This is a genomic window from Serratia sp. HRI (assembly GCF_010119335.3).
GTDB classification, from domain to species: domain Bacteria; phylum Pseudomonadota; class Gammaproteobacteria; order Enterobacterales; family Enterobacteriaceae; genus Serratia; species Serratia nevei.
The window spans coordinates 5196992-5216473 of sequence record NZ_CP083690.1 but is presented as its reverse complement, the minus strand read 5'-3'; the positions used below and the strand labels follow the sequence as shown (position 1 = coordinate 5216473).

17 protein-coding genes and 2 pseudogenes are annotated in these 19482 nt (G+C 58.6%); 7 read left to right on the top strand and 12 right to left on the bottom strand.

The window, feature by feature from the left end; genetic code table 11:
- Nucleotides 1–14: 14 nt before the first annotated feature.
- Together GF111_RS25020 and fsa are read right to left on the bottom strand one after the other, a co-directional pair.
- A pseudogene (locus tag GF111_RS25020) lies at nt 15–1731 on the bottom strand (ShlB/FhaC/HecB family hemolysin secretion/activation protein).
- 266 nt (nt 1732–1997) lie between these two features.
- Nucleotides 1998–2663 (bottom strand): fructose-6-phosphate aldolase, encoded by a 666-nt coding sequence (fsa, locus tag GF111_RS25015; protein ID WP_055313663.1) that lies wholly within the window; start codon nt 2661–2663, stop codon nt 1998–2000.
- Nucleotides 2664–2812: 149 nt separating this feature from the next.
- Between fsa and GF111_RS25010 the strand changes: the two genes are divergently transcribed.
- The 4 genes from GF111_RS25010 to osmB all read left to right on the top strand — a co-directional run bounded on the left by GF111_RS25010 (nt 2813) and on the right by osmB (nt 7445).
- Nucleotides 2813–3712: a glycyl-radical enzyme activating protein gene (locus tag GF111_RS25010; RefSeq protein ID WP_055313664.1), complete on the top strand. Its 900-nt coding sequence runs from the start codon at nt 2813–2815 to the stop codon at nt 3710–3712.
- A 4-nt stretch (nt 3713–3716) separates the two neighbouring features.
- Nucleotides 3717–6149: a formate C-acetyltransferase/glycerol dehydratase family glycyl radical enzyme gene (locus GF111_RS25005; protein WP_110612398.1), complete on the top strand. Its 2433-nt coding sequence runs from the start codon at nt 3717–3719 to the stop codon at nt 6147–6149.
- A gap of 50 nt (nt 6150–6199) precedes the next feature.
- Nucleotides 6200–6946: a DNA-binding transcriptional regulator YciT gene (locus GF111_RS25000; protein ID WP_038876236.1), complete on the top strand. Its 747-nt coding sequence runs from the start codon at nt 6200–6202 to the stop codon at nt 6944–6946.
- 280 nt (nt 6947–7226) lie between these two features.
- On the top strand, nt 7227–7445 hold the full coding sequence (gene osmB, locus GF111_RS24995; RefSeq protein ID WP_060435422.1) for an osmotically-inducible lipoprotein OsmB: 219 nt from the start codon (nt 7227–7229) through the stop codon (nt 7443–7445).
- A gap of 190 nt (nt 7446–7635) precedes the next feature.
- Here the strand turns inward: osmB and yciH are convergent, their stop codons facing one another.
- Together yciH and pyrF are read right to left on the bottom strand one after the other, a co-directional pair.
- Nucleotides 7636–7962, bottom strand: a complete 327-nt coding sequence (gene yciH, locus GF111_RS24990) for a stress response translation initiation inhibitor YciH (RefSeq protein WP_038876234.1) — start codon at nt 7960–7962, stop codon at nt 7636–7638.
- A gap of 10 nt (nt 7963–7972) precedes the next feature.
- Nucleotides 7973–8701 (bottom strand): orotidine-5'-phosphate decarboxylase, encoded by a 729-nt coding sequence (gene pyrF / locus GF111_RS24985; protein WP_028127463.1) that lies wholly within the window; start codon nt 8699–8701, stop codon nt 7973–7975.
- A gap of 329 nt (nt 8702–9030) precedes the next feature.
- On the opposite strand from pyrF, the gene GF111_RS24980 reads away from it, so the two are divergent.
- Complete coding sequence (locus GF111_RS24980) at nt 9031–9291, top strand: YdgH/BhsA/McbA-like domain containing protein (protein WP_038876230.1); 261 nt, start codon at nt 9031–9033, stop codon at nt 9289–9291.
- Between the two features lie 172 nt (nt 9292–9463).
- The gene (locus GF111_RS24975; RefSeq protein ID WP_047730569.1) at nt 9464–9763 is read left to right on the top strand and encodes an Arc family DNA-binding protein; all 300 of its coding nucleotides are present in this window, start codon (nt 9464–9466) and stop codon (nt 9761–9763) included.
- 20 nt (nt 9764–9783) lie between these two features.
- On the opposite strand, the pseudogene GF111_RS24970 reads toward GF111_RS24975, so the two are convergent.
- From GF111_RS24970 to pgpB, 4 genes and pseudogenes are all read right to left on the bottom strand, one after another.
- Nucleotides 9784–10982 (bottom strand): annotated as a pseudogene (locus tag GF111_RS24970) (IS3 family transposase).
- A gap of 108 nt (nt 10983–11090) precedes the next feature.
- Nucleotides 11091–12263 (bottom strand): lipopolysaccharide assembly protein LapB, encoded by a 1173-nt coding sequence (lapB, locus tag GF111_RS24965; protein WP_047730566.1) that lies wholly within the window; start codon nt 12261–12263, stop codon nt 11091–11093.
- A gap of 6 nt (nt 12264–12269) precedes the next feature.
- The gene (locus GF111_RS24960; protein ID WP_038874444.1) at nt 12270–12572 is read right to left on the bottom strand and encodes a LapA family protein; all 303 of its coding nucleotides are present in this window, start codon (nt 12570–12572) and stop codon (nt 12270–12272) included.
- A 297-nt stretch (nt 12573–12869) separates the two neighbouring features.
- Nucleotides 12870–13634 (bottom strand): phosphatidylglycerophosphatase B, encoded by a 765-nt coding sequence (pgpB, locus tag GF111_RS24955; protein WP_038874446.1) that lies wholly within the window; start codon nt 13632–13634, stop codon nt 12870–12872.
- Nucleotides 13635–13913: 279 nt separating this feature from the next.
- On the opposite strand from pgpB, the gene ribA reads away from it, so the two are divergent.
- Nucleotides 13914–14507, top strand: a complete 594-nt coding sequence (ribA, locus tag GF111_RS24950) for a GTP cyclohydrolase II (protein ID WP_019452695.1) — start codon at nt 13914–13916, stop codon at nt 14505–14507.
- A 56-nt stretch (nt 14508–14563) separates the two neighbouring features.
- Here the strand turns inward: ribA and acnA are convergent, their stop codons facing one another.
- The 4 genes from acnA to cysB all read right to left on the bottom strand — a co-directional run bounded on the left by acnA (nt 14564) and on the right by cysB (nt 19394).
- Nucleotides 14564–17236, bottom strand: a complete 2673-nt coding sequence (gene acnA, locus GF111_RS24945) for an aconitate hydratase AcnA (RefSeq protein ID WP_147190980.1) — start codon at nt 17234–17236, stop codon at nt 14564–14566.
- A gap of 223 nt (nt 17237–17459) precedes the next feature.
- The gene (locus GF111_RS24940; protein WP_038886047.1) at nt 17460–17711 is read right to left on the bottom strand and encodes a hypothetical protein; all 252 of its coding nucleotides are present in this window, start codon (nt 17709–17711) and stop codon (nt 17460–17462) included.
- Nucleotides 17704–18231 (bottom strand): DUF2778 domain-containing protein, encoded by a 528-nt coding sequence (locus GF111_RS24935; protein WP_072270247.1) that lies wholly within the window; start codon nt 18229–18231, stop codon nt 17704–17706. The genes GF111_RS24940 and GF111_RS24935 overlap by 8 nt, the downstream gene beginning before the upstream one ends.
- Nucleotides 18232–18419: 188 nt before the next feature.
- Nucleotides 18420–19394, bottom strand: a complete 975-nt coding sequence (cysB, locus tag GF111_RS24930; protein WP_004930690.1) for an HTH-type transcriptional regulator CysB — start codon at nt 19392–19394, stop codon at nt 18420–18422.
- Nucleotides 19395–19482: the final 88 nt, after the last annotated feature.

Genomic DNA, 19482 nt, shown 5'->3' with positions numbered 1-19482 from the left:
CGGTATCGCGATGTTCAGATTTCCAGATTTACGCTAAAACCCGCGGTCGCACCGGAGGTATGGAACCCTGCGGGCTTGTACAGCGGAACGCCGGCAAACAGGTCATAGCTGAATCGCCCCCACAGCGCGCCGCGCACACCGAGCGCACTACCCGCCAACTGATGACCCACCAGGTAACGGGTGTTTGGGCCGTCCACTCGGCCGTAATCGGCAGCCAGGTACAGTTCATGCCCGCGAGAAAACACGTTCCAGGCGATTTCATTGCGCCACAGCAGGCCCTTTTCGCCGGACAGCATCTGCTCGCCGTCAAAACCGCGCACCGTGTAACGCCCGGCAATGGCCATCCGCTCCTGCGGCGTCAGCGCATTCGGGCTCCACTGGCCCCGTACGCTGGTGTATACCCGCCAGGGCTGCCCACCCCAGGAAAATGGCTGATTGATACCCAGGTCACCGAGCAACATGCCGGTACGCGCGCTGCCTTCATGACGCGATTCTTCCGGGGCAGGCAGGGCATGGAATGCGCCGGTGCCGCGGCGCCAGTTGATATTGGCATCCAGCGTAGTGGTACCGAAGTAGCTGCGCTGATTCAGCCCCAGCTCCCAGCCGGCGGTCCGGCGCTTTTGCGACACAATATCAACGTTGTCCACGGCGTTAGTCGAGTGCTTGCGGTAGCCGCGCAGGTTAAGCGTGTAACTTGTGCGACTGGTCGCGGTACAGCAATCGGGAGACGGTCAACTGAATGTTGTCGCTCTTGCCGCTGTAGCGCAGCACCTCGTTGGCGTTGGGGATGTTCTGGTGATAGGTGTAGTCGTTGTAGTTGGCCGAGAAAGCCCAATACCCTACCGGAAAGAAATAGTTCAGCGTATGTGAACGGTTGCCGAACGGCCCGTGCTGGAACATGTCCTTGCCGATGTTGGCGTAGAATAGGTCATTCTGCGCCAACGGGGCATCGATAGCCAGGGTGGCTGAACCGAGATAGCGTCCGGTACTTTTGGAGCCACTGTCGTCCACTCCCAGACTGAGCCGCACCGGGCGCCCCTCGTGCCAGTTGACCTGCAGGTCACTGGTGCCATCCTCGGCGCCGGGTACGATTTTAATGTCGGCATTAACGCTGGGCACCCGCCTGAAGTTCTCCAGCCCCTGTTCGATATCGCGCAGGTTGAGAATATCGCCGCGCGAGGCCGGAATAGCGTTCCACAACCGCCCACGCCAAGAGACCGGTTCCTCAAAGCGGGTCTCACCGACACGCCCCGGTTGCAACGTCAGCGTCAATACTCCCGTAGTCAGGTCCTGCTCCTGCGCCATCACTCGTGTAGTGACATAGCCCTTGGCCAGTATGACGTTTTGCACCTTATTGATGATGAGCACAATGCCCTGGCTGCCCAGGCAGCGGCCTTTGGCATCCGCAGCGGCGTCCAGCGCCCACTGAAAGCGAGCGGCCGACTCCCCGACCAGGGTAAGCCGGTTGATGGTGAAGCAGGGGGACTCATTGACCGGGTAATCCGGCAACACGGCCACGGGGCGGGAAAGGCGCGCATCGGCCTGTGGGGCATTTTGCTGTTGCAGGGCGCGCTCGCGCTCCTGCTGGCGCTGCTGCTCGCGAGCATCAATGGATGCCACCCCTTCACTGGTAGATGCAGAGGCGGAAAACAGGGGTACAGCGCCGATCAATAATCCCGACAGCCCACAGCGGATAAAATAAAGTAAAGCACGAGCATTATCTGAGCGCATCCCTGGCTCCTCTCCGTTATTGCATGGTTATTTATTGAGTCACAACCATACATTATGTAAATAAATGTAAATAAAATTCCCTTGAGCGGATTATGGGCTTTAGAGGACAAAAATCAACTGCTTTATGCTACTGCAACGCATAAAGCTATACGGGAGGCGGCTGACACGAGAAGCGTTGCGAAACGGTAGGAGGATGACGCCCTATGCGCCATCCCTTAAAATTAATTGTCGATCGGGAGGAGGATCGTAAACGAGGCAGGCAGCTATCACCCCAGCAAATTGCTGCCGAACGCCCCCTGCCAATCCTGTTCGAATTTCTCGACTGCGGCCTGCACTGCCGGCGCATTCAGGAACTGCTCCGCGACATCCACCGGCAGCGTGATGGCCTGGCAGCCCGCCAACAGGCACTCCAGCGCCTGGCGCGGCGTTTTGAAGCTGGCGGCCAGCACCTGCGCCGACGGCGCGTGCAGGCTCAGCAGCTGCTGCAGCTCGTGCACCATTTCGATACCGTCGCCCCCCTGCGCGTCCACCCGATTGACGTAAGGCGCCACATATTCCGCCCCGGCCAAGGCCGCCAGCAGCCCCTGCCCGGCGCCGTATACCGCCGTGCCCAGCGTCGGGATGGACATCGTTTTAAGCTTCTTGATCGCTGCCAGCCCCTCGGCGGTTGCCGGGATCTTCACCACCAGCCCCGGTACGCGCTGGCTGAGCAGCGCCGCCTCCGCCACCATGCGCTCGGCATCGGCCGCCATCACCTGCGCGAACAGCTTGCCGGTGCCGCCGAGGGCGTCGCGCAGCGCGGGCAGCACTTCCCAGATCGGCTTGCCTTCCTTCGCCACGATGCTCGGGTTGGTGGTGACGCCGTGCAGCGGCAGAATGCGCGCCAGGCGTTTTACCGCGGTCACATCGGCGGTATCGAGATAAAGCTCCATCACGGACTCCTGTGTCATGTTCTGTGGGCGGATTCAAACTCTGATCATCATAGGGCAAAAACCGCGCTAACTTTTGATCAGAGTCAATTCAACTTTCATTCGAAACATCTTTAATGACGAAAGATTCAGCAACGCCAAACGGGTGACTCATGCTCTTCAATCTGCAGCGCTACTCGACCCATGACGGCCCGGGCATCCGCAGCGTGGTCTTTTTAAAAGGCTGCCCGCTGAGCTGCCGGTGGTGTCAGAACCCGGAAAGCCGCTCGCGCCACGCAGACCTGCTGTTTGACGAACGCCTGTGCCTGAGCGGCTGCACACTGTGCGCCGAGCGTTGTCCGCAAGGGCTGCAGCGCACCGACGGGCCGCTGACGCTGCAACGCGAGCTGATTAGCGCAGACGATTATGCCGCCCTGGCCGCCGCCTGCCCGACCGGCGCGCTCAGCCTGTGCGGCAGCCCGATCAACCCCGACGATATCATGGCCGAGGTGATGCGGGATAAGCCTTTCTACCTGCGCAGCGGCGGCGGTTTAACGCTGTCCGGCGGCGAACCCTTTATGCAGCCGGACATCGCGGCGGACCTGCTGCGGCGCGGCCGCGAGGCCGGCATCCACACCGCCGTCGAATCCTGTCTGCACGTCCCATGGCGTTATATCGCCCCTTCGCTGCCGTGGCTGGATCTGCTGCTGGCCGATCTCAAACACACCGACGAAGCGCGCTTCAGAGCCTGGACCGGCGGTTCCGCCCGCCGGGTGATGAGCAATTTTCGTCGGCTGGCGGCGCACGGCACGCACATGACCGTACGCGTGCCGCTGATCCCCGATTTCAACGCCGATCGCCGCTCTGTCCGTGCGATCGTCGACTTCGCCGCCGACGAGATCGGCGTGTCGGAGATCCACTTTCTGCCGTACCACACGCTCGGCATCAACAAGTACCACCTGCTCGGCGAACCCTACCGTGCCGCCCGCACGCCACTGGACGCACCCGACCTGCTGGCCTTCGCCGAAGACTATGCCGGCGCCAAAGGCCTGACCGCCATTTTGCGAGGATAACACCATGACCACGTTGGATTTGACTACCCTGAGCGCCCGTATCCAGGCGCATAAGAATACGCTGATTCACATCGTCAAACCGCCGGTGTGCACCGAACGCGCGCAGCACTATACCGAGGCCTATCAGCAGCATCAGGACAAGCCGCTGCCTGTTCGCCGCGCCCTGGCGTTGGCCAACCATCTGGCGAAACGCAGCATCTGGATCGCCAACGACGAGCTGATCGTCGGCAACCAGGCCAGCGAGCTGCGCGCCGCGCCGATCTTTCCCGAATACACCGTCGGCTGGATAGAAAACGAAATAGACCAGTTGGCCGACCGGCCGGGCGCCGGCTTCTCGGTCAGCGAAGAGAACAAGGCGATTTTGCACCGTCTTTGCCCCTGGTGGCGCGGCCAAACGGTACAAGATCGCTGCTACGGCATGTTTACCGACGAGCAGAAGGCGCTGCTGGCCACCGGCATCATCAAGGCCGAGGGCAATATGACCTCCGGCGACGCCCATCTGGCGGTCAACTTCCCGCTGCTGCTGGAACAAGGCCTCGATGGCCTGCGTGAAAAAGTGAACGCGCGCCGCAGCCGCCTGCGTCTGACCGAGTGGGAAGATCTGCACAAGGCGCAGTTTCTCAACGCTATCGATATTGTGCTGACGGCGCTGAGCGGGCACATCCTGCGCTTCGCCCGCCTGGCGCGCGAGATGGCGCAAAACGAAGCCCGCGATTGGCGGCGCGCCGAGCTGCTGACCCTCGCGGACAACTGCGACCGGATCGCCCATCGCCCGCCGCAGACCTTCTGGCAGGCGCTGCAGCTGTGCTATTTCATCCAGCTGACGTTGCAGATCGAATCCAACGGCCATTCGGTTTCTTTTGGCCGCCTCGATCAGTATCTCTATCCCTGGTATCGGCGCGACGTGGAGCTGGAGCAAAACCTGACGCGGGAAAACGCCATCGAGCTGCTGCACAGCTGCTGGCTGAAGCTGCTGGAGGTTAACAAGATCCGCTCCGGCTCGCACTCCAAGGCCTCCGCCGGCAGCCCGCTGTACCAGAACGTCACCATCGGCGGGCAAAAACTGGTCGATGGCCGGCCGTGCGACGCGGTCAACCCGCTGTCCTACGCCATACTCGAATCCTGCGGCCGCCTGCGCTCCACCCAGCCCAACCTCAGCGTGCGTTACCACGCCGGGATGAGCGCCGATTTCCTCGACGCCTGCGTGCAGGTGATCCGCTGCGGCTTCGGCATGCCGGCGTTCAACAACGACGAAATCGTCATTCCCGAGTTCATCAAGCTGGGGGTCGAACCGCAGGACGCTTACGACTACGCCGCCATCGGCTGTATCGAGACCGCCGTCGGCGGCAAATGGGGCTATCGCTGCACCGGCATGAGCTTCATCAACTTCGCCCGCGTGCTGCTGGCGGCGCTGGAACAGGGCCGCGACGCCACCTCCGGGCAGATTTTCCTGCCGCAGGAACAGGCGCTGTCCAAAGGAAACTTCGCCGATTTCGAGCAGGTGATGGCGGCGTGGGATCGGCAAATCCGTTACTACACGCGCAAGTCAATTGAGATCGAATGCGTGGTGGACAGCGTGCTGGAGGAGAACGCCCACGATATCCTCTGCTCCGCGCTGGTGGATGACTGCATTGAACGCGGCAAAAGCATCAAGCAAGGCGGCGCCAAATACGATTGGGTTTCCGGCCTGCAGGTCGGCATCGCCAACCTGGGCAACAGCCTCGCGGCGGTGCGAAAACTGGTGTTCGACCAGGGGGCGATCGGCCAGCAGCAGCTGGCGACGGCGCTGGCCGAAGACTTCGCCGGGCTGGATGGCGAGCAGCTGCGTCAGCGGCTGCTTAACGCTGCGCCCAAATACGGCAACGATGTGGACGAGGTCGATCGGCTGCTGGTGCGCGCCTACCAAACCTACATCGAAGAACTGAAGCAGTATCGCAACACCCGCTTCGGCCGCGGGCCGATCGGCGGCGGCTATTACGCCGGCACCTCGTCGATTTCGGCCAACGTGCCCTTCGGCGCCGCCACCTTCGCCACACCGGATGGACGCAAGGCTGGCGCCCCGCTGGCGGAGGGCGCCAGCCCGGCGTCCGGCACCGACCACCTGGGGCCGACGGCGGTGTTCAATTCGCTCGCCAAGTTGCCGACCGAGGCGATCCTCGGCGGCGTGCTGCTCAACCAAAAGCTGAACCCGGCGACGCTGGACAACCCGCGCGATCGGGAGAAGCTGATGCTGATGTTGCGCACCTTCTTCGAGAGCTATCGCGGCTGGCATGTGCAGTACAACATCGTGTCGCGCGAAACGCTGCTGGCGGCGAAGCAACACCCTGACCAATATCGTGATTTGGTGGTTCGCGTAGCTGGCTATTCCGCCTTCTTTACCGCATTATCCCCTGAGGCGCAGGATGATATTATTGCGCGCACAGAACATACTCTTTAAACCTTTGACTCTTAGCGGCCGCACCTTGGCGGCCGCATCATCAGGCCGATATGAATTTACGACAACAGACCATATTGCAGTTGGTTAACGATCGCCGGCGGATCAGCGTCAATGAGCTGGCGCGCGCCTCGGGCGTCTCGGAAGTCACCATCCGGCAAGATCTCAACCTGCTGGAAAAGCGCAGCTATCTGAAGCGGGTACATGGCTCCGCCGTGGCGCTGGAGAGCGACGACGTCGACGCCCGCATGATGTCCAACTTCACGCTCAAGCAGCGGCTGGCGCAGTACGCCGCCGCTCAGGTCAACGACGGCGAGACGATCTTTATCGAGAGCGGCAGCGCCAACGCCCTGCTGGCGCGCTACATCGCCGAACGCAAGCGCATTACGTTGATCACCGTCAGCCACTACATCGCCAACCTGCTCAAAGAAACCGACTGCGATGTGATTGTGCTGGGCGGCATGTATCAGAAGAAAAGCGAGACCGTGGTCGGCCCGCTCACGCGGCTGTGCATTCAGCAGGTGCATTTCAACAAAGCGTTTATCGGCATTGACGGCTTTCAGGCCGAAACCGGCTTTACCGGCCGCGACATGATGCGTGCCGACGTGGTCAGCGCGGTGCTGGCCAAGGGCGTGGAGAATATCGTGCTGACGGATTCCAGCAAATTCGGCCAGATCCAGCCCAACCCGCTGGCGCAGCCGGGCCAGATCAGCCGGGTGATCACCGATTCGCGTTTGGCGCTCGAGTATCAGCATCAGCTGAAACGCCAGGGCATACAGGTGGAGTTGGTCAACGACTAACGCGGGCCGCCACCGCACCAAGCGCGCCGCGCGGGCCATACCGCGCGCCTTTCCCCCTGCGCAGCGGGATTTTAAGACTATTTACCTGTTTATCCTTCCCGAGAAACCTATACTCAGTTTCGGCAACTTTTGGGCCTTAACTTGCTAATTATTCGGCTTTTAACAAAAAATGCCATTTTTTATATCGATACTGTATGGGAACCAACGGCAGGCCTGATTTATGGTTAACGCCTATACTTATAGGGCACTTCCATATAGCCAATGCTAAGGAGAAGTCATTATGATGATTATCAATAAACGTTTCGCCACCACCGCTCTGGCACTGACTCTGGCGTTTTCACTCAGCGCCTGTTCCAACATGTCCAAACGCGATCGCAACACCGCAATCGGTGCCGGTGCCGGTGCAGTCGGCGGTGCAGTGCTGACCAACGGCAGCGCGTTGGGCACGCTGGGTGGGGCCGCGGTGGGGGGCATTATCGGTCACCAGGTTGGCAAATAACCTGACCGAGCGTCCTCGGCCGACAGGCTGGCAAAAGCGCCTCGGCGCTTTGACGTATTAACCAGAATAACGATGATTTCAGGTCTGTTTTACTTTAAGTCTATGGTTCTTTTGCCGTTAACGGGCTAACCCCCGGCAGCAACAACCTCAAGCCATGCCACGGCATTGCACCGCGGCATGGCGATTCAGCTCAACCGCCCGCCAGTTTGACCTTCATGCCTTTGGCTTCCAGCAGCTGCTTGAGCAGATCGCGTTTATCGCCCTGTATTTCGATGATCCCGTCTTTCACCGAGCCGCCGCAGCCACATTTCTTCTTCAGCTCGGCCGCCAGTTTGTCGAGCGCAGCGTCATCCAGATCGATACCTGCGATCAGGCACACGCCCTTCCCCTTGCGGCCGCTGGTTTGACGCTGGATGCGCACGATGCCGTCACCCTTGGCGCGTTGCGGTTTAACCTCTTCCTGCTTGATACGGCCGGTGTCCGTGGAATACACCAGGCGGCTGTTATCGTCATTCATTGGCGGTTCCTCAGGCCAAAGAGGCGCGGATCGCGCGCAGCGTCGCGGCCGGATCGGCAGATTGGGTGATCGGACGCCCAATCACCATGTAGTCCACGCCGGCGGCCTGTGCCTGCACCGGCGTCATGATACGGCGCTGATCGCCCGCCGCGCTGCCCTCAGGGCGGATCCCCGGCGTAACCAGCTGGAATGCCTGCCCGCAGGCCGCCTTCAGCCGCTGCGCTTCGTGTGCCGAACACACCACGCCGTCCAGCCCGCAGTCGCGGGTCAGGCGCGCCAGGCGCTCGGCGTGTTCCGCCGGGCTGGCCTCGATGCCGATGCCGCGCAGATCTTCCGCTTCCATGCTGGTGAGCACCGTCACGGCAATCAGCAGCGGCGCATCCGCCCCGAATGACGCCAGCGCTTCTTTAGCGGCGGTCATCATGCGCGCGCCGCCGCTGGCGTGGACGTTGACCATCCAAACGCCCAGCTCGGCCGCCGCCGCGACCGCATGCGCGGTGGTATTGGGAATATCGTGGAATTTCAGGTCGAGAAACACGTCGAAGCCACGCCCATGCAGATCGCGCACCAGCTGCGGCCCAAACAGCGTGAACATTTCTTTGCCCACTTTCAGCCGGCAGTCTTGCGGATCGATACGGTCGGCGAACGCCAGCGCAGCGTTCTTATCGGCGTAATCCAACGCCACAACGATTGGAGATGATTTTAAGTCATTGTTATTAGTGTTATTTTCAGACTTCATTTCTTCTACCTTCTCTAAAATAGACATAATCAGGGACTCACCCGCGAAACTGACCGCCGCATTCTACATGTCGGGGGCCAGAAATCCCAGCCGCAGCACGCACCGGCGCTCTGTCATGTTACCTCTCACCTTTGTCATGGCGCGTCAACGAAAGCGCATCAGCGATAAACCACGCAGCGTAAAACGCCGTAAAGATGCGTAAATTTTTAATCAGATATTTTGAATGACTTACTCAGCATTATCAGATTTTCAATCTGTGCAGATGCTTTATTATTCAGCCCATCGGAAGCGAATGGCTTCCTTCCTAAATAAACAGACTGGAGTCACCCATGAAAACCATCAAATATTTTGCAGCCGCTGCCGCTATCGCACTGACCTCTTTCGCCACTTTGGCCGCTGAGCCGATCAACAGCCAGCAGGCCGATAGCCTGACCGCGACCGGCGTCATTTCCGCCGGCCACGCAACGACCCTCAGCAGCCTGGAGAAAAAACTGGCCGCTAAAGCAGATGCTCAGGGCGCCAGCAGCTACCGCATTATCTCCGCCGGCGGTAACAACATGTTGAGCGGCACCGCGATCATCTACAAATAAGGTTTCCGGTACAGGGCCCGAGATTTCGGGCCCTGTCTCTGTTTCCCGCTTGAAAACCCCGCATTTGCCCCGCTCTTTATTGTTACAAAAATATTAAATTTTTATTACACACTAGACACCCGATCGCCAGTGGCTTAGCTTGAAGGCATCTTCCTGCAGAAAGGCTTTCAAAATGAGCGAGATATCGACACTTACCATTAAAATTCCTCTGGAACTCAAGGAAAAAATCCGCGCTGCCGCCGCTGAAAACGAATTTTCATTGAGCGTGGAAGTGTGCCAGCGCCTGGAAAGCAGCTTCAGTACGCCCGCCGCCAAGGCAGAAAAAACGGCCAAAAAGGCGGATGAGCTGCACCATGGCGAGATCGACAACCAAAGCACCGAAGAAGAAATTGAACAGCCTCTGAGCCAGAAAGAGCTGAAGAAACTCCGCCAGCTGTTGAAAACCGGCGCCAAGGGCGGCAAAAAAAAGTAAACGACGAACAGACAAACTGACTAGTCCTGATATAGGTTGACACTTTTCAGCCGGATAACGCCCGATGAACCTCATCGGGCGTTTTGTATTTCAGCGACAGGTGCGGCCGCTGTGCGTTGTAGAGGTTCACCGACTCCCTGACCATCTTTTTTGCCTGTACGATGTCTTCTGGCCTGCCGAGCAGGTATTCCGTTTTAAGTATCCCATTTACCCGTTCCGCCAGCGCATTCGGGTAACAGTCATACCCGTCCGTCATCGAGCAGGTGATGCCATATCTCTGATGTAACGCCTGATATTCCTGTGAGCAGTACTGGATACCCCTGTCCGAGTGGTGCACCAGCGCAGTGCCGGGTATGCAGACTGTCATGTACATGATATCCCACGATTTTTCTCGACCAGGCATCCGTTACCAGGCTGACATACGCCGTTCCCGTTCTCAGCGGCAAGTAGGTGATATCCGCCACCCATACCTGTTCCGGACGGCTGGCGATGACCTGATTGTCCCCCGCCTTCAGCAGGTTGGGATGACGATAAAAACGATGATGGCTCTGCGTCGTCTTGTGATATGCCCGCTTAGGCATCACCAGTAACCGCGCGCAACGCAGGATACTGAACAGCCGGTCGCGCCCCACATGCAACGCCGGTTCGGGGCGTTGCCGCAACAGGTGATGCAGCTTACGTGTCCCCAGTCGGGGCTGGTGCAAGCGGATGGCCGTCACCTGTTCGACGAGATGCCGTGCCTGCTCCTCTTTGCCTGCTTCACGCTGCAGGGACTGATACCACGCTTGTCGGCTGATGCCCATCCATCGGCAGGCCCGCGTTACTGTGAGTCCCGGTACTTGTGTTTGCGCGATAAGGCGGTTAGCTGCTTTTTTGTCAGCGTGGCGCCAAAGTCGGTGTTCATCACTTTGACGACAGCTTCGAAGAACTGGGCTTTGACTTCAGATTCAGCCAGTTGCTGCTCAAGTTCTTTAATATGCTGTTCGGGCGTCAGGGGGAGTTTGGGCATGTTGCCTCCGCACTTTTGGGTGGAAGGAGAGGTTCGCCAGTCAAGCTGACCGTATTTGCGCAGCCAGTTCATGACGGTTACGTTGCCTTGGATACCATAACGGTCTGTGGCCTGACGGCAAGTCATTTCGCCTTTTTCGACCTGTTCGACGACGGCTAATTTAAAGGATAGAGAGTAATCGCGTTGTGTGCGTTTAATATACTGGTTCATCACATTTTCCTCTGTGCGTGAGTAAAATGTGTCAACGCTATTCAGGACGGGTCAAACATAAAAAAAACGGGGCGATAAATCGCCCCGTTTTATTTTGGTGCCGCGGCGTTATTGGCCATCCAGGCCGCGGATCGGTTTAACCGATGACCAGGCGCGGCACGACGGGCAATGCCAATAGAGCGAGTGCGCGGTGAAGCCGCATTTGTGGCAGCGGTAACGCGGCTTGGTGCGAATTTGCTCGCCGACCATATCGCGCAACAGCAGCAGGCTCTCTTTCGCCCGGCCGTCTTCGGCGTCCGCCAGGTGATAATCCATCAGCCGGTAAAACACCCGCATGGTCGGATGGCGTTGCAGCTGGCGGTTGATATAGACCTGCACCACGTCACGCCCTTCGTGCTGCTCGATGATCTCGGCCAGCATCAGATCGGCGGTGGCACCGGTGTTCTCTTCTACGCAGCGCTTCAGGAATTCAGCCCAGTTGTGCTGTTGTTCCGGCAGATGGGTGTAGCATTCCTGCAGCATCGGCAGCGTTTCGCTGACCAACTCTTTATCCTGACTCAATACGCGCTGCAGCGACTCGGCCGCTTTGGCGTAGTCGTTTTGCGCCATGTAAATGCGCCCGAACATGATGGACACGCGCGCACACTGTTTATCGGCTGCGTCCGCACGCTTGAGCAGGCTCATCGCCCGATCGAGATCGTCGCTGCCCATCGCCTGCAGCGCCAGTTCACAATAGAAGTGTGCGATCTCGACGCGTTGTTTCTCTTTACCCAGCTTGACCAACTTTTCCGCCACATCGATTGCTTTTTGCCAATCGCTGGTGGCCTGATGGATCACCAGCAGTTGCTGCAGCGCCGATACGCGAAAATCCTCTTCGTCAGTCAACTGGCTGAACATGTCTTCCGCGCGGTCGTAAAGCCCGGCCGCCATATAGTCGCGGCCCAGCTGCTGTACCGCCAGCAGACGCTGTTCGAAGGTCAGGGAGGCGCTTTCCATCAAGGCCTGATGGATGCGGATGGCGCGGTCGACTTCGCCACGCGAACGGAACAGGTTACCCAGCGTCAGGTGGGCTTCAACGGTGTTGCTGTCCTCTTTCAACATGTCGAGGAACAGATCGACCGCCTTGTCCTGCTGGTTGGAAAGCAGAAAGTTCACCCCTGCCACGTATTCACGCGACAGGCGGTTGGCTTCTTGCTGTTTATCCTGCTGAGCGCTTCTGCGCCCCATGTACCAACCGTACGCGGCAGCCACGGGCAGCAACAGAAACAGCAGTTCTAACATAGAGGATTATTCCTTGCTGACAACGGGCTGAGCCGCCGGTTCAGCGGGCTGCTCAAGCTGCAGCTCCAGCCTTTTGATCTTGCGCTCGGCGCGGCCCAGCGCAATGCGCGTGCGCAGGTAGAACAGACCGCAAATGATCCAGCCAAGAACGAAACCGCCGCCAAACAGCGTGGCCAACAGGGTCGATACGCGATAATCGCCCTGCGCAACCAGATAGTTAAAATTGACCACCTGATCGTTATGCGCACCCAAGGTGACGGAAATCACGAAGATCACCAGAACCAACAAAAAAATCAGCAAATATTTCACATTCTTTCCCGCGAGGCCGAGTGAATCGGATTAACGATGCCAAAACGTGGCGTCCCTAACCCTTAAGTTAGCATTTCCCGTTGCGGCAGGGAAACCCCACGGCACGATAAAACCACATATCTGCTGGCATATTCGGCAGTAAACGGCCTTAGCGAACAAATTGATGAGAAAGCTTCTCAAAACGTCGAATTTATAAGGATATGGGGGCGGCCGGGCGGATTGCAATGGCGGGAAAATGTAAGCGGTTAATGCGGCGCCGATCCGACGCCGCCTTTTTGTGACATGGTCACATAACGATCATATCTCCGGCTTGCGCGCCGCGATTTCCTGCTGCTCTTGCGGCGGCGGCGTCAGCGGGCCGAACCAGCGCTGCGCCAGCCAGCAGGTAACCACCACCAGCAGCCAGCTGATCAGCGTGGCCATCGCCAGATCGCGCGGCCAGTGCATGCCCAACAGCAGACGGCTGCCCATCACGCCGGTCGCCCACACCATCAGCAGCGCGACGGTTTTATAATGGCGGCGCGGCCACAGCAGCCCTACGCCCAACAGCGCCCAGGTGGCGGCGAACATGGTGTGCCCCGACGGGAAAGCGAAACCGGTTTCAAACTGCCAGTGCTTGCGCAGCCAGTTCGGCACCAGCGTCTGATCCTGCAGTTGCTCGCGCACCAGCGCGCTGCGCTCTTTGCGATGCAGCGAATAGAAATATTTGCCGTCCACGCCGTGGGTTTGCTCCAGCCATACCACAAACGGCCGCGGCTCTTGCACCCGATCCTTGATTAACGACTTCACCCCCTGCCCGATCACCAGCGCGGCGAAAAGCAGGAGCGCCAGACCGATGGCCGCCTTCAGGCGAAAGCGCAGGCACCACAAAAACCAGCCGCAGAGGATAGCGCTGGTCAGAATGCCCCACGGCGAGGTCACGGTTTCGGTCACCCAGTACAGCGCTTTGAGCAGCGGCTCATTGCCGCCGGGTTGCCAGTGCCAACCGGATACCCAGACCGCCAGCGGCATCAACAGCAGCAGCAGTGCGCCGCCCGCCGTGCGTTTTGCTATCTCGTACATTCTATTCTTCCTCTGCGTGAATCAGGCAGCAGTGTAACAAGAGTGCAATATTGATAACACGCGAAAAATTAAACAGATAGGCAACCTATCGCAATAATAGGTGGCCAGAAAACGCCATCTGCTGGTTTGCTGAGCACCGCCCGGCAAGAAGTTGTGGCAAAATAGCCGATAATTAACGAAATAGAGATCGGCGTAGCACGTTTTAGTCTTGGTCAATTTACCGTACCGGACTTAGGATGCGCGACAATGATTGAATCGTACGCTTTTGTGGAGAGTGACATGCAGCTTAAACGGGTGGCAGAGGCTAAACTGCCGACACCTTGGGGCGATTTCCTGATGGTAGGATTCGAAGAACTGGCGACCGGGCATGACCATCTGGCGCTGGTATTCGGTGATATTTCCGGCGAAGCGCCGGTGCTCGCGCGCGTGCATTCCGAATGTCTGACCGGCGATGCTCTGTTCAGCCTGCGCTGCGACTGCGGTTTTCAACTGGAAGCCGCGCTGGAGCAGATTGCCGAAGAAGGCCGCGGCATCCTGCTTTATCATCGCCAGGAGGGCCGCAATATCGGCCTGTTGAACAAGATCCGCGCCTATGCCCTGCAGGATAAGGGCGCCGACACCGTGGAGGCCAACCATCAGCTCGGCTTCGCCGCCGACGAACGCGACTTCACCCTGTGCGCCGACATGTTCAAACTGCTGGGCGTCGACGCGGTGCGTTTGCTGACCAACAACCCGAAAAAGGTCGAGATCCTGACCGAAGCCGGTATCAACATCAGCGAGCGCGTGCCGCTGATCGTCGGCCGCAACCCGAAGAACGAACACTATCTGGCGACCAAGGCCGCCAAAATGGGCCATTTGCTCGACCAGAAGTGATCGCCGCCGCGGCGGAAACAATCAGGGCGCCTTACGGCGCCCTTTTTATTGCTTAATTACAGCATTTTCCTGATCACATAGTGCAGAATGCCGTCGTTTTCGTAGTAGGTCAGCTCATTGCCGGTATCGATGCGGCAACGGGTGTCGATCACCTCCTTGCGCCCGTCGGCATAGGTGATATGCACCGGCACCGTCTGGCCCGGCTGCAGCTGCTGCAGGCCGCCGACGCTGATCTGCTCATCCCCGGTCAGCCCCAGGGTTTTGCGCGTCACTCCCTGCGGGAACTCCAGCGGCAAAATCCCCATGCCGATCAGGTTGGAGCGGTGGATACGCTCGAAGGACTCGGCAATCACCACCCGCACGCCCAGCAGGCGCGGCCCTTTCGCCGCCCAGTCGCGGCTGGAGCCGGAACCGTACTCTTTACCGGCGATCACCGCCAGCGGCACCTTCTCCTGCTGATACTGCATGGCGGCGTCGTAGATAGACAGCTGCTGCTGCGACGGAATATGGCGGGTATAGCCGCCTTCCACGCCCGGCACCATTTCGTTGCGGATGCGGATGTTGGCGAAGGTGCCGCGCATCATCACTTCGTGGTTGCCGCGGCGCGAGCCGTAGGAGTTGAAATCCTGCGGTGCCACGCCGTGCTCGCTCAGGTAGCGCCCTGCCGGGCTGTCGCGCTTGATGTTGCCCGCCGGCGAGATGTGGTCGGTGGTCACCGAATCGGCCAGAATCGCCAGAATGCGCGCGTCTTTGATGTCCTGCACCGGATCCGGTTTCACCTTCATGGTGCTGAAGAACGGCGGATGGCGGATATAGGTAGAATCCTCCTGCCACTGATAGGTCGCCGAACCGGCCACCTGGATCGCTTGCCAGTTGGCGTCGCCGTCGAACACTTCGCCGTATTCCTTGTGGAACATCTCGGTGCGCACTTCTTCTACCGCCTGAGCGATGTCCTGGCTGCTCGGCCAGATATCCTTCAGGTAGACCGGTTGACCGTCGTTGCCCTCGCCCAGCGGCTCTTTGGTCAGATCAATCTTCATGCTGCCCGCCAGCGCATAAGCCACCACCAGCGGCGGCGAGGCCAGCCAGTTGGTTTTCACCAGCGGGTGAATACGCCCTTCGAAGTTGCGGTTGCCCGACAGCACCGCGCCCACGGTCAGATCGCCCTCTTTGATCGCCTGCTCGATCGGATCCGGCAGCGGGCCGGAGTTACCGATGCAGGTGGTGCAGCCATACCCCACCAGGTTGAACCCCAGCTCTTCCAGATAGGCGGTGAGTTTGGCGCTGTCGAAGTAGTCGGTTACCACTTTGGATCCCGGCGCCAGCGAGGTTTTTACCCAGGGTTTGCTGCGCAGCCCTTTCTTGACGGCATTTTTCGCCAGCAGGCCGGCCGCCATCATCACGCTCGGGTTGGAGGTGTTGGTGCAGGAGGTGATCGCCGCGATCACCACCGCGCCGTCGCGCAGTTCGTGCTGCTGCCCGTCCAGCGTAAAGGTTTTGCTGTCGGTATCGGCCTTGTGCCCCCCGATATCCAGCTCGGTGGCAGCCTTGAACGCCTGCGGCACATTCGGCAGCGCAACGCGATCCTGCGGGCGTTTCGGCCCGGCGAGGCTGGCTTCCACGGTTGACATGTCCAGCGCCAGCGAGCTGGTGAAGACCGGTTCATCACCCGGGTTACGCCACATGCCCTGCGCTTTGGCGTAGGCTTCCACCAGTGCGATTTGTTCGGCGCTGCGGCCGCTGAGCTTCATATAGCCGAGCGTAACGTCATCCACCGGGAAGAAGCCACAGGTGGCGCCGAACTCCGGCGACATGTTGGCGATGGTTGCCCGGTCCGCCAGCGGCAGATCGGCCAGCCCGTCGCCGTAAAACTCGACGAACTTGCCGACAACGCCGTGCTTACGCAGCATTTGGGTCACGGTCAACACCAGGTCGGTGGCGGTAATACCCTCGCGGAGCTTGCCGGTCAGCTTGAAGCCGACCACGTCGGGGATCAGCATCGACACCGGCTGGCCCAGCATCGCCGCTTCCGCTTCGATGCCGCCGACGCCCCAGCCGAGGATGCCGAGGCCGTTGATCATGGTGGTATGGGAATCGGTGCCCACCAGCGTATCGGGATAAGCCACGCGGCGGCCGCTTTCGTCGCTGTGCCAGACCGTTTGGCCAAGGTATTCAAGGTTAACCTGGTGACAGATGCCGGTGCCCGGCGGCACTACGCGGAAGCGGTTGAAGGCTTTCTGCCCCCAGCGCAGAAAGGTGTAGCGCTCGTGGTTGCGCTGCATTTCGATACGTACGTTGTCTTCAAAGGCGTTGTCATCGCCAAATTCATCGACGGTAACCGAGTGGTCAATCACCAGATCCACCGGCGACAGCGGGTTCACCTGGTCGACGTTGCCGCCCAGCCGCCGCACCGCTTCGCGCATCGCCGCCAGATCCACCACCGCTGGAACGCCGGTAAAATCCTGCATCAGCACGCGCGCCGGACAGTAGGCGATCTCACGATCAGCATGGCCGGTTTGCAGCCAGGCAACGATGGCCTTGAGGTCGTCAACCTGCACAGTATCGCCATCCACATGGCGCAGCAGGTTCTCCAACAGCACTTTCATTGATTTCGGCAACCGGTCGATATCACCCAGCTGCTTCGCCGCCAGCGGCAGGCTGTAGTAGTAATATTCGCTATTCAGCGCAACCAGCTTATCCAGACTCGTTTCACGAAGATCGGACGACATAGCTCCTCCATTTCTTATTGTGACTAAAACAGGGTAATCAGTGAGGTCTTGTTTAAAGATACCACAAAGATAAGTTAACGTTTTGATAACAACACGATTTGATCACAGCGATAGGCAGGAACAATCAGCGGAAAATAAGTGCGAGCGCCGCCAAGGGGTTAGGCAATGCGCCAACAAAAACGCCGCAACGAGGCGGCGTTTTGGCAGGGAAAATCCTGCGGCTTTAGCGGGGTTTACGCATTAAGCGTTTGACGACGGCCATTAAAATAAATGTCGCGAGCAACATATAGGTTATCACCACGGGGAGAAACGCTGGATCAAACTCTCCATCACTTTTCGCTATGTTAGCGGCATTCATCCAATCACCAACCTGATTTACAGTCATATCAACCAGATTTTTAAGCACCGGGATTTTGTTAAGAATAAAAAACGACGCTATGAAACAAGTTGCAAACAGCATCAAATTCTTAAACATCGCAAGCCTCGTAGTTAGTTGAACCCGTAACATCTACCCTACCATAGGACATGATACCTACACGTGAGCCGGGGATTTTGAATTTTCTACGTTGGACGAGTGCGTGTCGAAATCGATTAAAATCAGCAATATGGTAGAAGGTAATGCAACCCCATGATTCTCCTTCGCCATTAGGTCTCAATGGATGAATGCGAAAGCCGCCTCGATCTTGTCCATTAATCCACAAATTATCGGTAAGCGTTTGGAAACTGAACAAACCAAGCCACGTAGAATGGTTTGTTCCATGCCATATGTCTTTACCTAATGACTCCAGCTGGTTTCGTATACTCCCATGAGGGCGATCAACAATCCAATACTGCCCCGGGGGTAGCGCCCCTTTGTCTCTGAAAGAGCAATCAGGACGATTTAGCATACTCGGCTTGCCTGAAAACACCGGAAACGTCCCCACCCCGTAGACGTGGAGTTTCAGCACGCGGCGGTCTGGAGAGGCATCGTTGTAGTTAAGTCTGCAAATCTGCATATCTGCATAACGTTGAATTTCCTTATTCAATGATCCGAACGTTTGCACTCTACTCAGACGCTAACGGGTTGAAAAGAGGGCAGCGACTTTTCAGGATGATCCTGAGAAGCAAGAAGGCACGGATTTCCGGGCTAAAAAAACCCGGTTAGGCAGGCGCCTTTCCGGGTTTGATTTGATATCGTCGATAGTTACTTAATCGGCAGCTTGATGTCCTTGAACATCGCTTCGATCTCTTCGTTGGAGCGCAGCGCCACCGCGCTGTCGACCACATCGCGCGTCAGGTGCGGCGCGAAGCGCTGAATGAAGTCGTACATGTAGCTGCGCAGGAAGGTGCTGCGGCGGAAGCCGATCTTGGTGGTGCTGTAGGTGAAGATATCACGCGCATCCACCGTCACCAGATCCGGATCCTGAACCGGATCCACCGCCATGCTGGCGATCACCCCCACCCCCAATCCCAGACGCACGTAGGTTTTGATCACGTCGGCGTCGGTGGCGGTAAAGACGATGCGCGGCGTCAGGCCGGCGCGGTTGAAGGCGGTATCCAACTCCGAACGCCCGGTAAAGCCGAAGGTGTAAGTGACGATCGGATAAGCCGCCAGCTCTTCAATGCTGATGCTGCTTTTGCCCGCCAAAGGATGGTCGGGCTTCACGACTACCGCGCGGTTCCAGTGATAGCACGGCAGCATGATGAGATCGTCGTACAAGTGCAGCGCTTCGGTGGCGATGGCGAAATCGGCGGTCCCTTTGGAGACCGCTTCAGCGATCTGCGTCGGCGAGCCCTGATGCATGTGCAGCGAGACGCGCGGGTAACGCTCGATGAAGCCTTTGATTACGTTGGGCAAGGCGTAGCGAGCCTGGGTATGCGTGGTGGCGACGTACAGCGAGCCTTTGTCCGGGTAGGTGTGTTCACCGGCGACGGCTTTGATGGCGTCCACCTTGGACAGCACTTCACGTGCGATGCGAATGATTTCCTGGCCGGCCGGGGTGACCTGGGTCAGGTGTTTGCCGCTGCGGGCGAAAATCTGGATGCCCAGCTCATCTTCGAGCATGCGCACCTGTTTACTGATGCCGGGTTGCGAGGTATAGAGCCCTTCTGCCGTCGAGGAGACATTCAGGTTGTGGTTAACCACTTCCACAATGTAACGAAGCTGCTGCAATTTCATATCTTATACCATCCTAGGTTAAACACTGCGGCTTACCCGCAGCCAGGTATATCGGTGTCGCCCCGGTATGCTGAAACTCACAAGCCAT

Coding starts and splice junctions, on each gene's coding strand:
- fsa (WP_055313663.1), bottom strand. CDS start 2,663: ATGGAGCTTTATCTCGATACCGCCGATGTGACCGCGGTAAAACGCCTG.
- GF111_RS25010 (WP_055313664.1), top strand. CDS start 2,813: ATGCTCTTCAATCTGCAGCGCTACTCGACCCATGACGGCCCGGGCATC.
- GF111_RS25005 (WP_110612398.1), top strand. CDS start 3,717: ATGACCACGTTGGATTTGACTACCCTGAGCGCCCGTATCCAGGCGCAT.
- GF111_RS25000 (WP_038876236.1), top strand. CDS start 6,200: ATGAATTTACGACAACAGACCATATTGCAGTTGGTTAACGATCGCCGG.
- osmB (WP_060435422.1), top strand. CDS start 7,227: ATGATGATTATCAATAAACGTTTCGCCACCACCGCTCTGGCACTGACT.
- yciH (WP_038876234.1), bottom strand. CDS start 7,962: ATGAATGACGATAACAGCCGCCTGGTGTATTCCACGGACACCGGCCGT.
- pyrF (WP_028127463.1), bottom strand. CDS start 8,701: ATGAAGTCTGAAAATAACACTAATAACAATGACTTAAAATCATCTCCA.
- GF111_RS24980 (WP_038876230.1), top strand. CDS start 9,031: ATGAAAACCATCAAATATTTTGCAGCCGCTGCCGCTATCGCACTGACC.
- GF111_RS24975 (WP_047730569.1), top strand. CDS start 9,464: ATGAGCGAGATATCGACACTTACCATTAAAATTCCTCTGGAACTCAAG.
- lapB (WP_047730566.1), bottom strand. CDS start 12,263: ATGTTAGAACTGCTGTTTCTGTTGCTGCCCGTGGCTGCCGCGTACGGT.
- pgpB (WP_038874446.1), bottom strand. CDS start 13,634: ATGTACGAGATAGCAAAACGCACGGCGGGCGGCGCACTGCTGCTGCTG.
- ribA (WP_019452695.1), top strand. CDS start 13,914: ATGCAGCTTAAACGGGTGGCAGAGGCTAAACTGCCGACACCTTGGGGC.
- acnA (WP_147190980.1), bottom strand. CDS start 17,236: ATGTCGTCCGATCTTCGTGAAACGAGTCTGGATAAGCTGGTTGCGCTG.
- GF111_RS24940 (WP_038886047.1), bottom strand. CDS start 17,711: ATGTTTAAGAATTTGATGCTGTTTGCAACTTGTTTCATAGCGTCGTTT.
- GF111_RS24935 (WP_072270247.1), bottom strand. CDS start 18,231: ATGCAGATTTGCAGACTTAACTACAACGATGCCTCTCCAGACCGCCGC.
- cysB (WP_004930690.1), bottom strand. CDS start 19,394: ATGAAATTGCAGCAGCTTCGTTACATTGTGGAAGTGGTTAACCACAAC.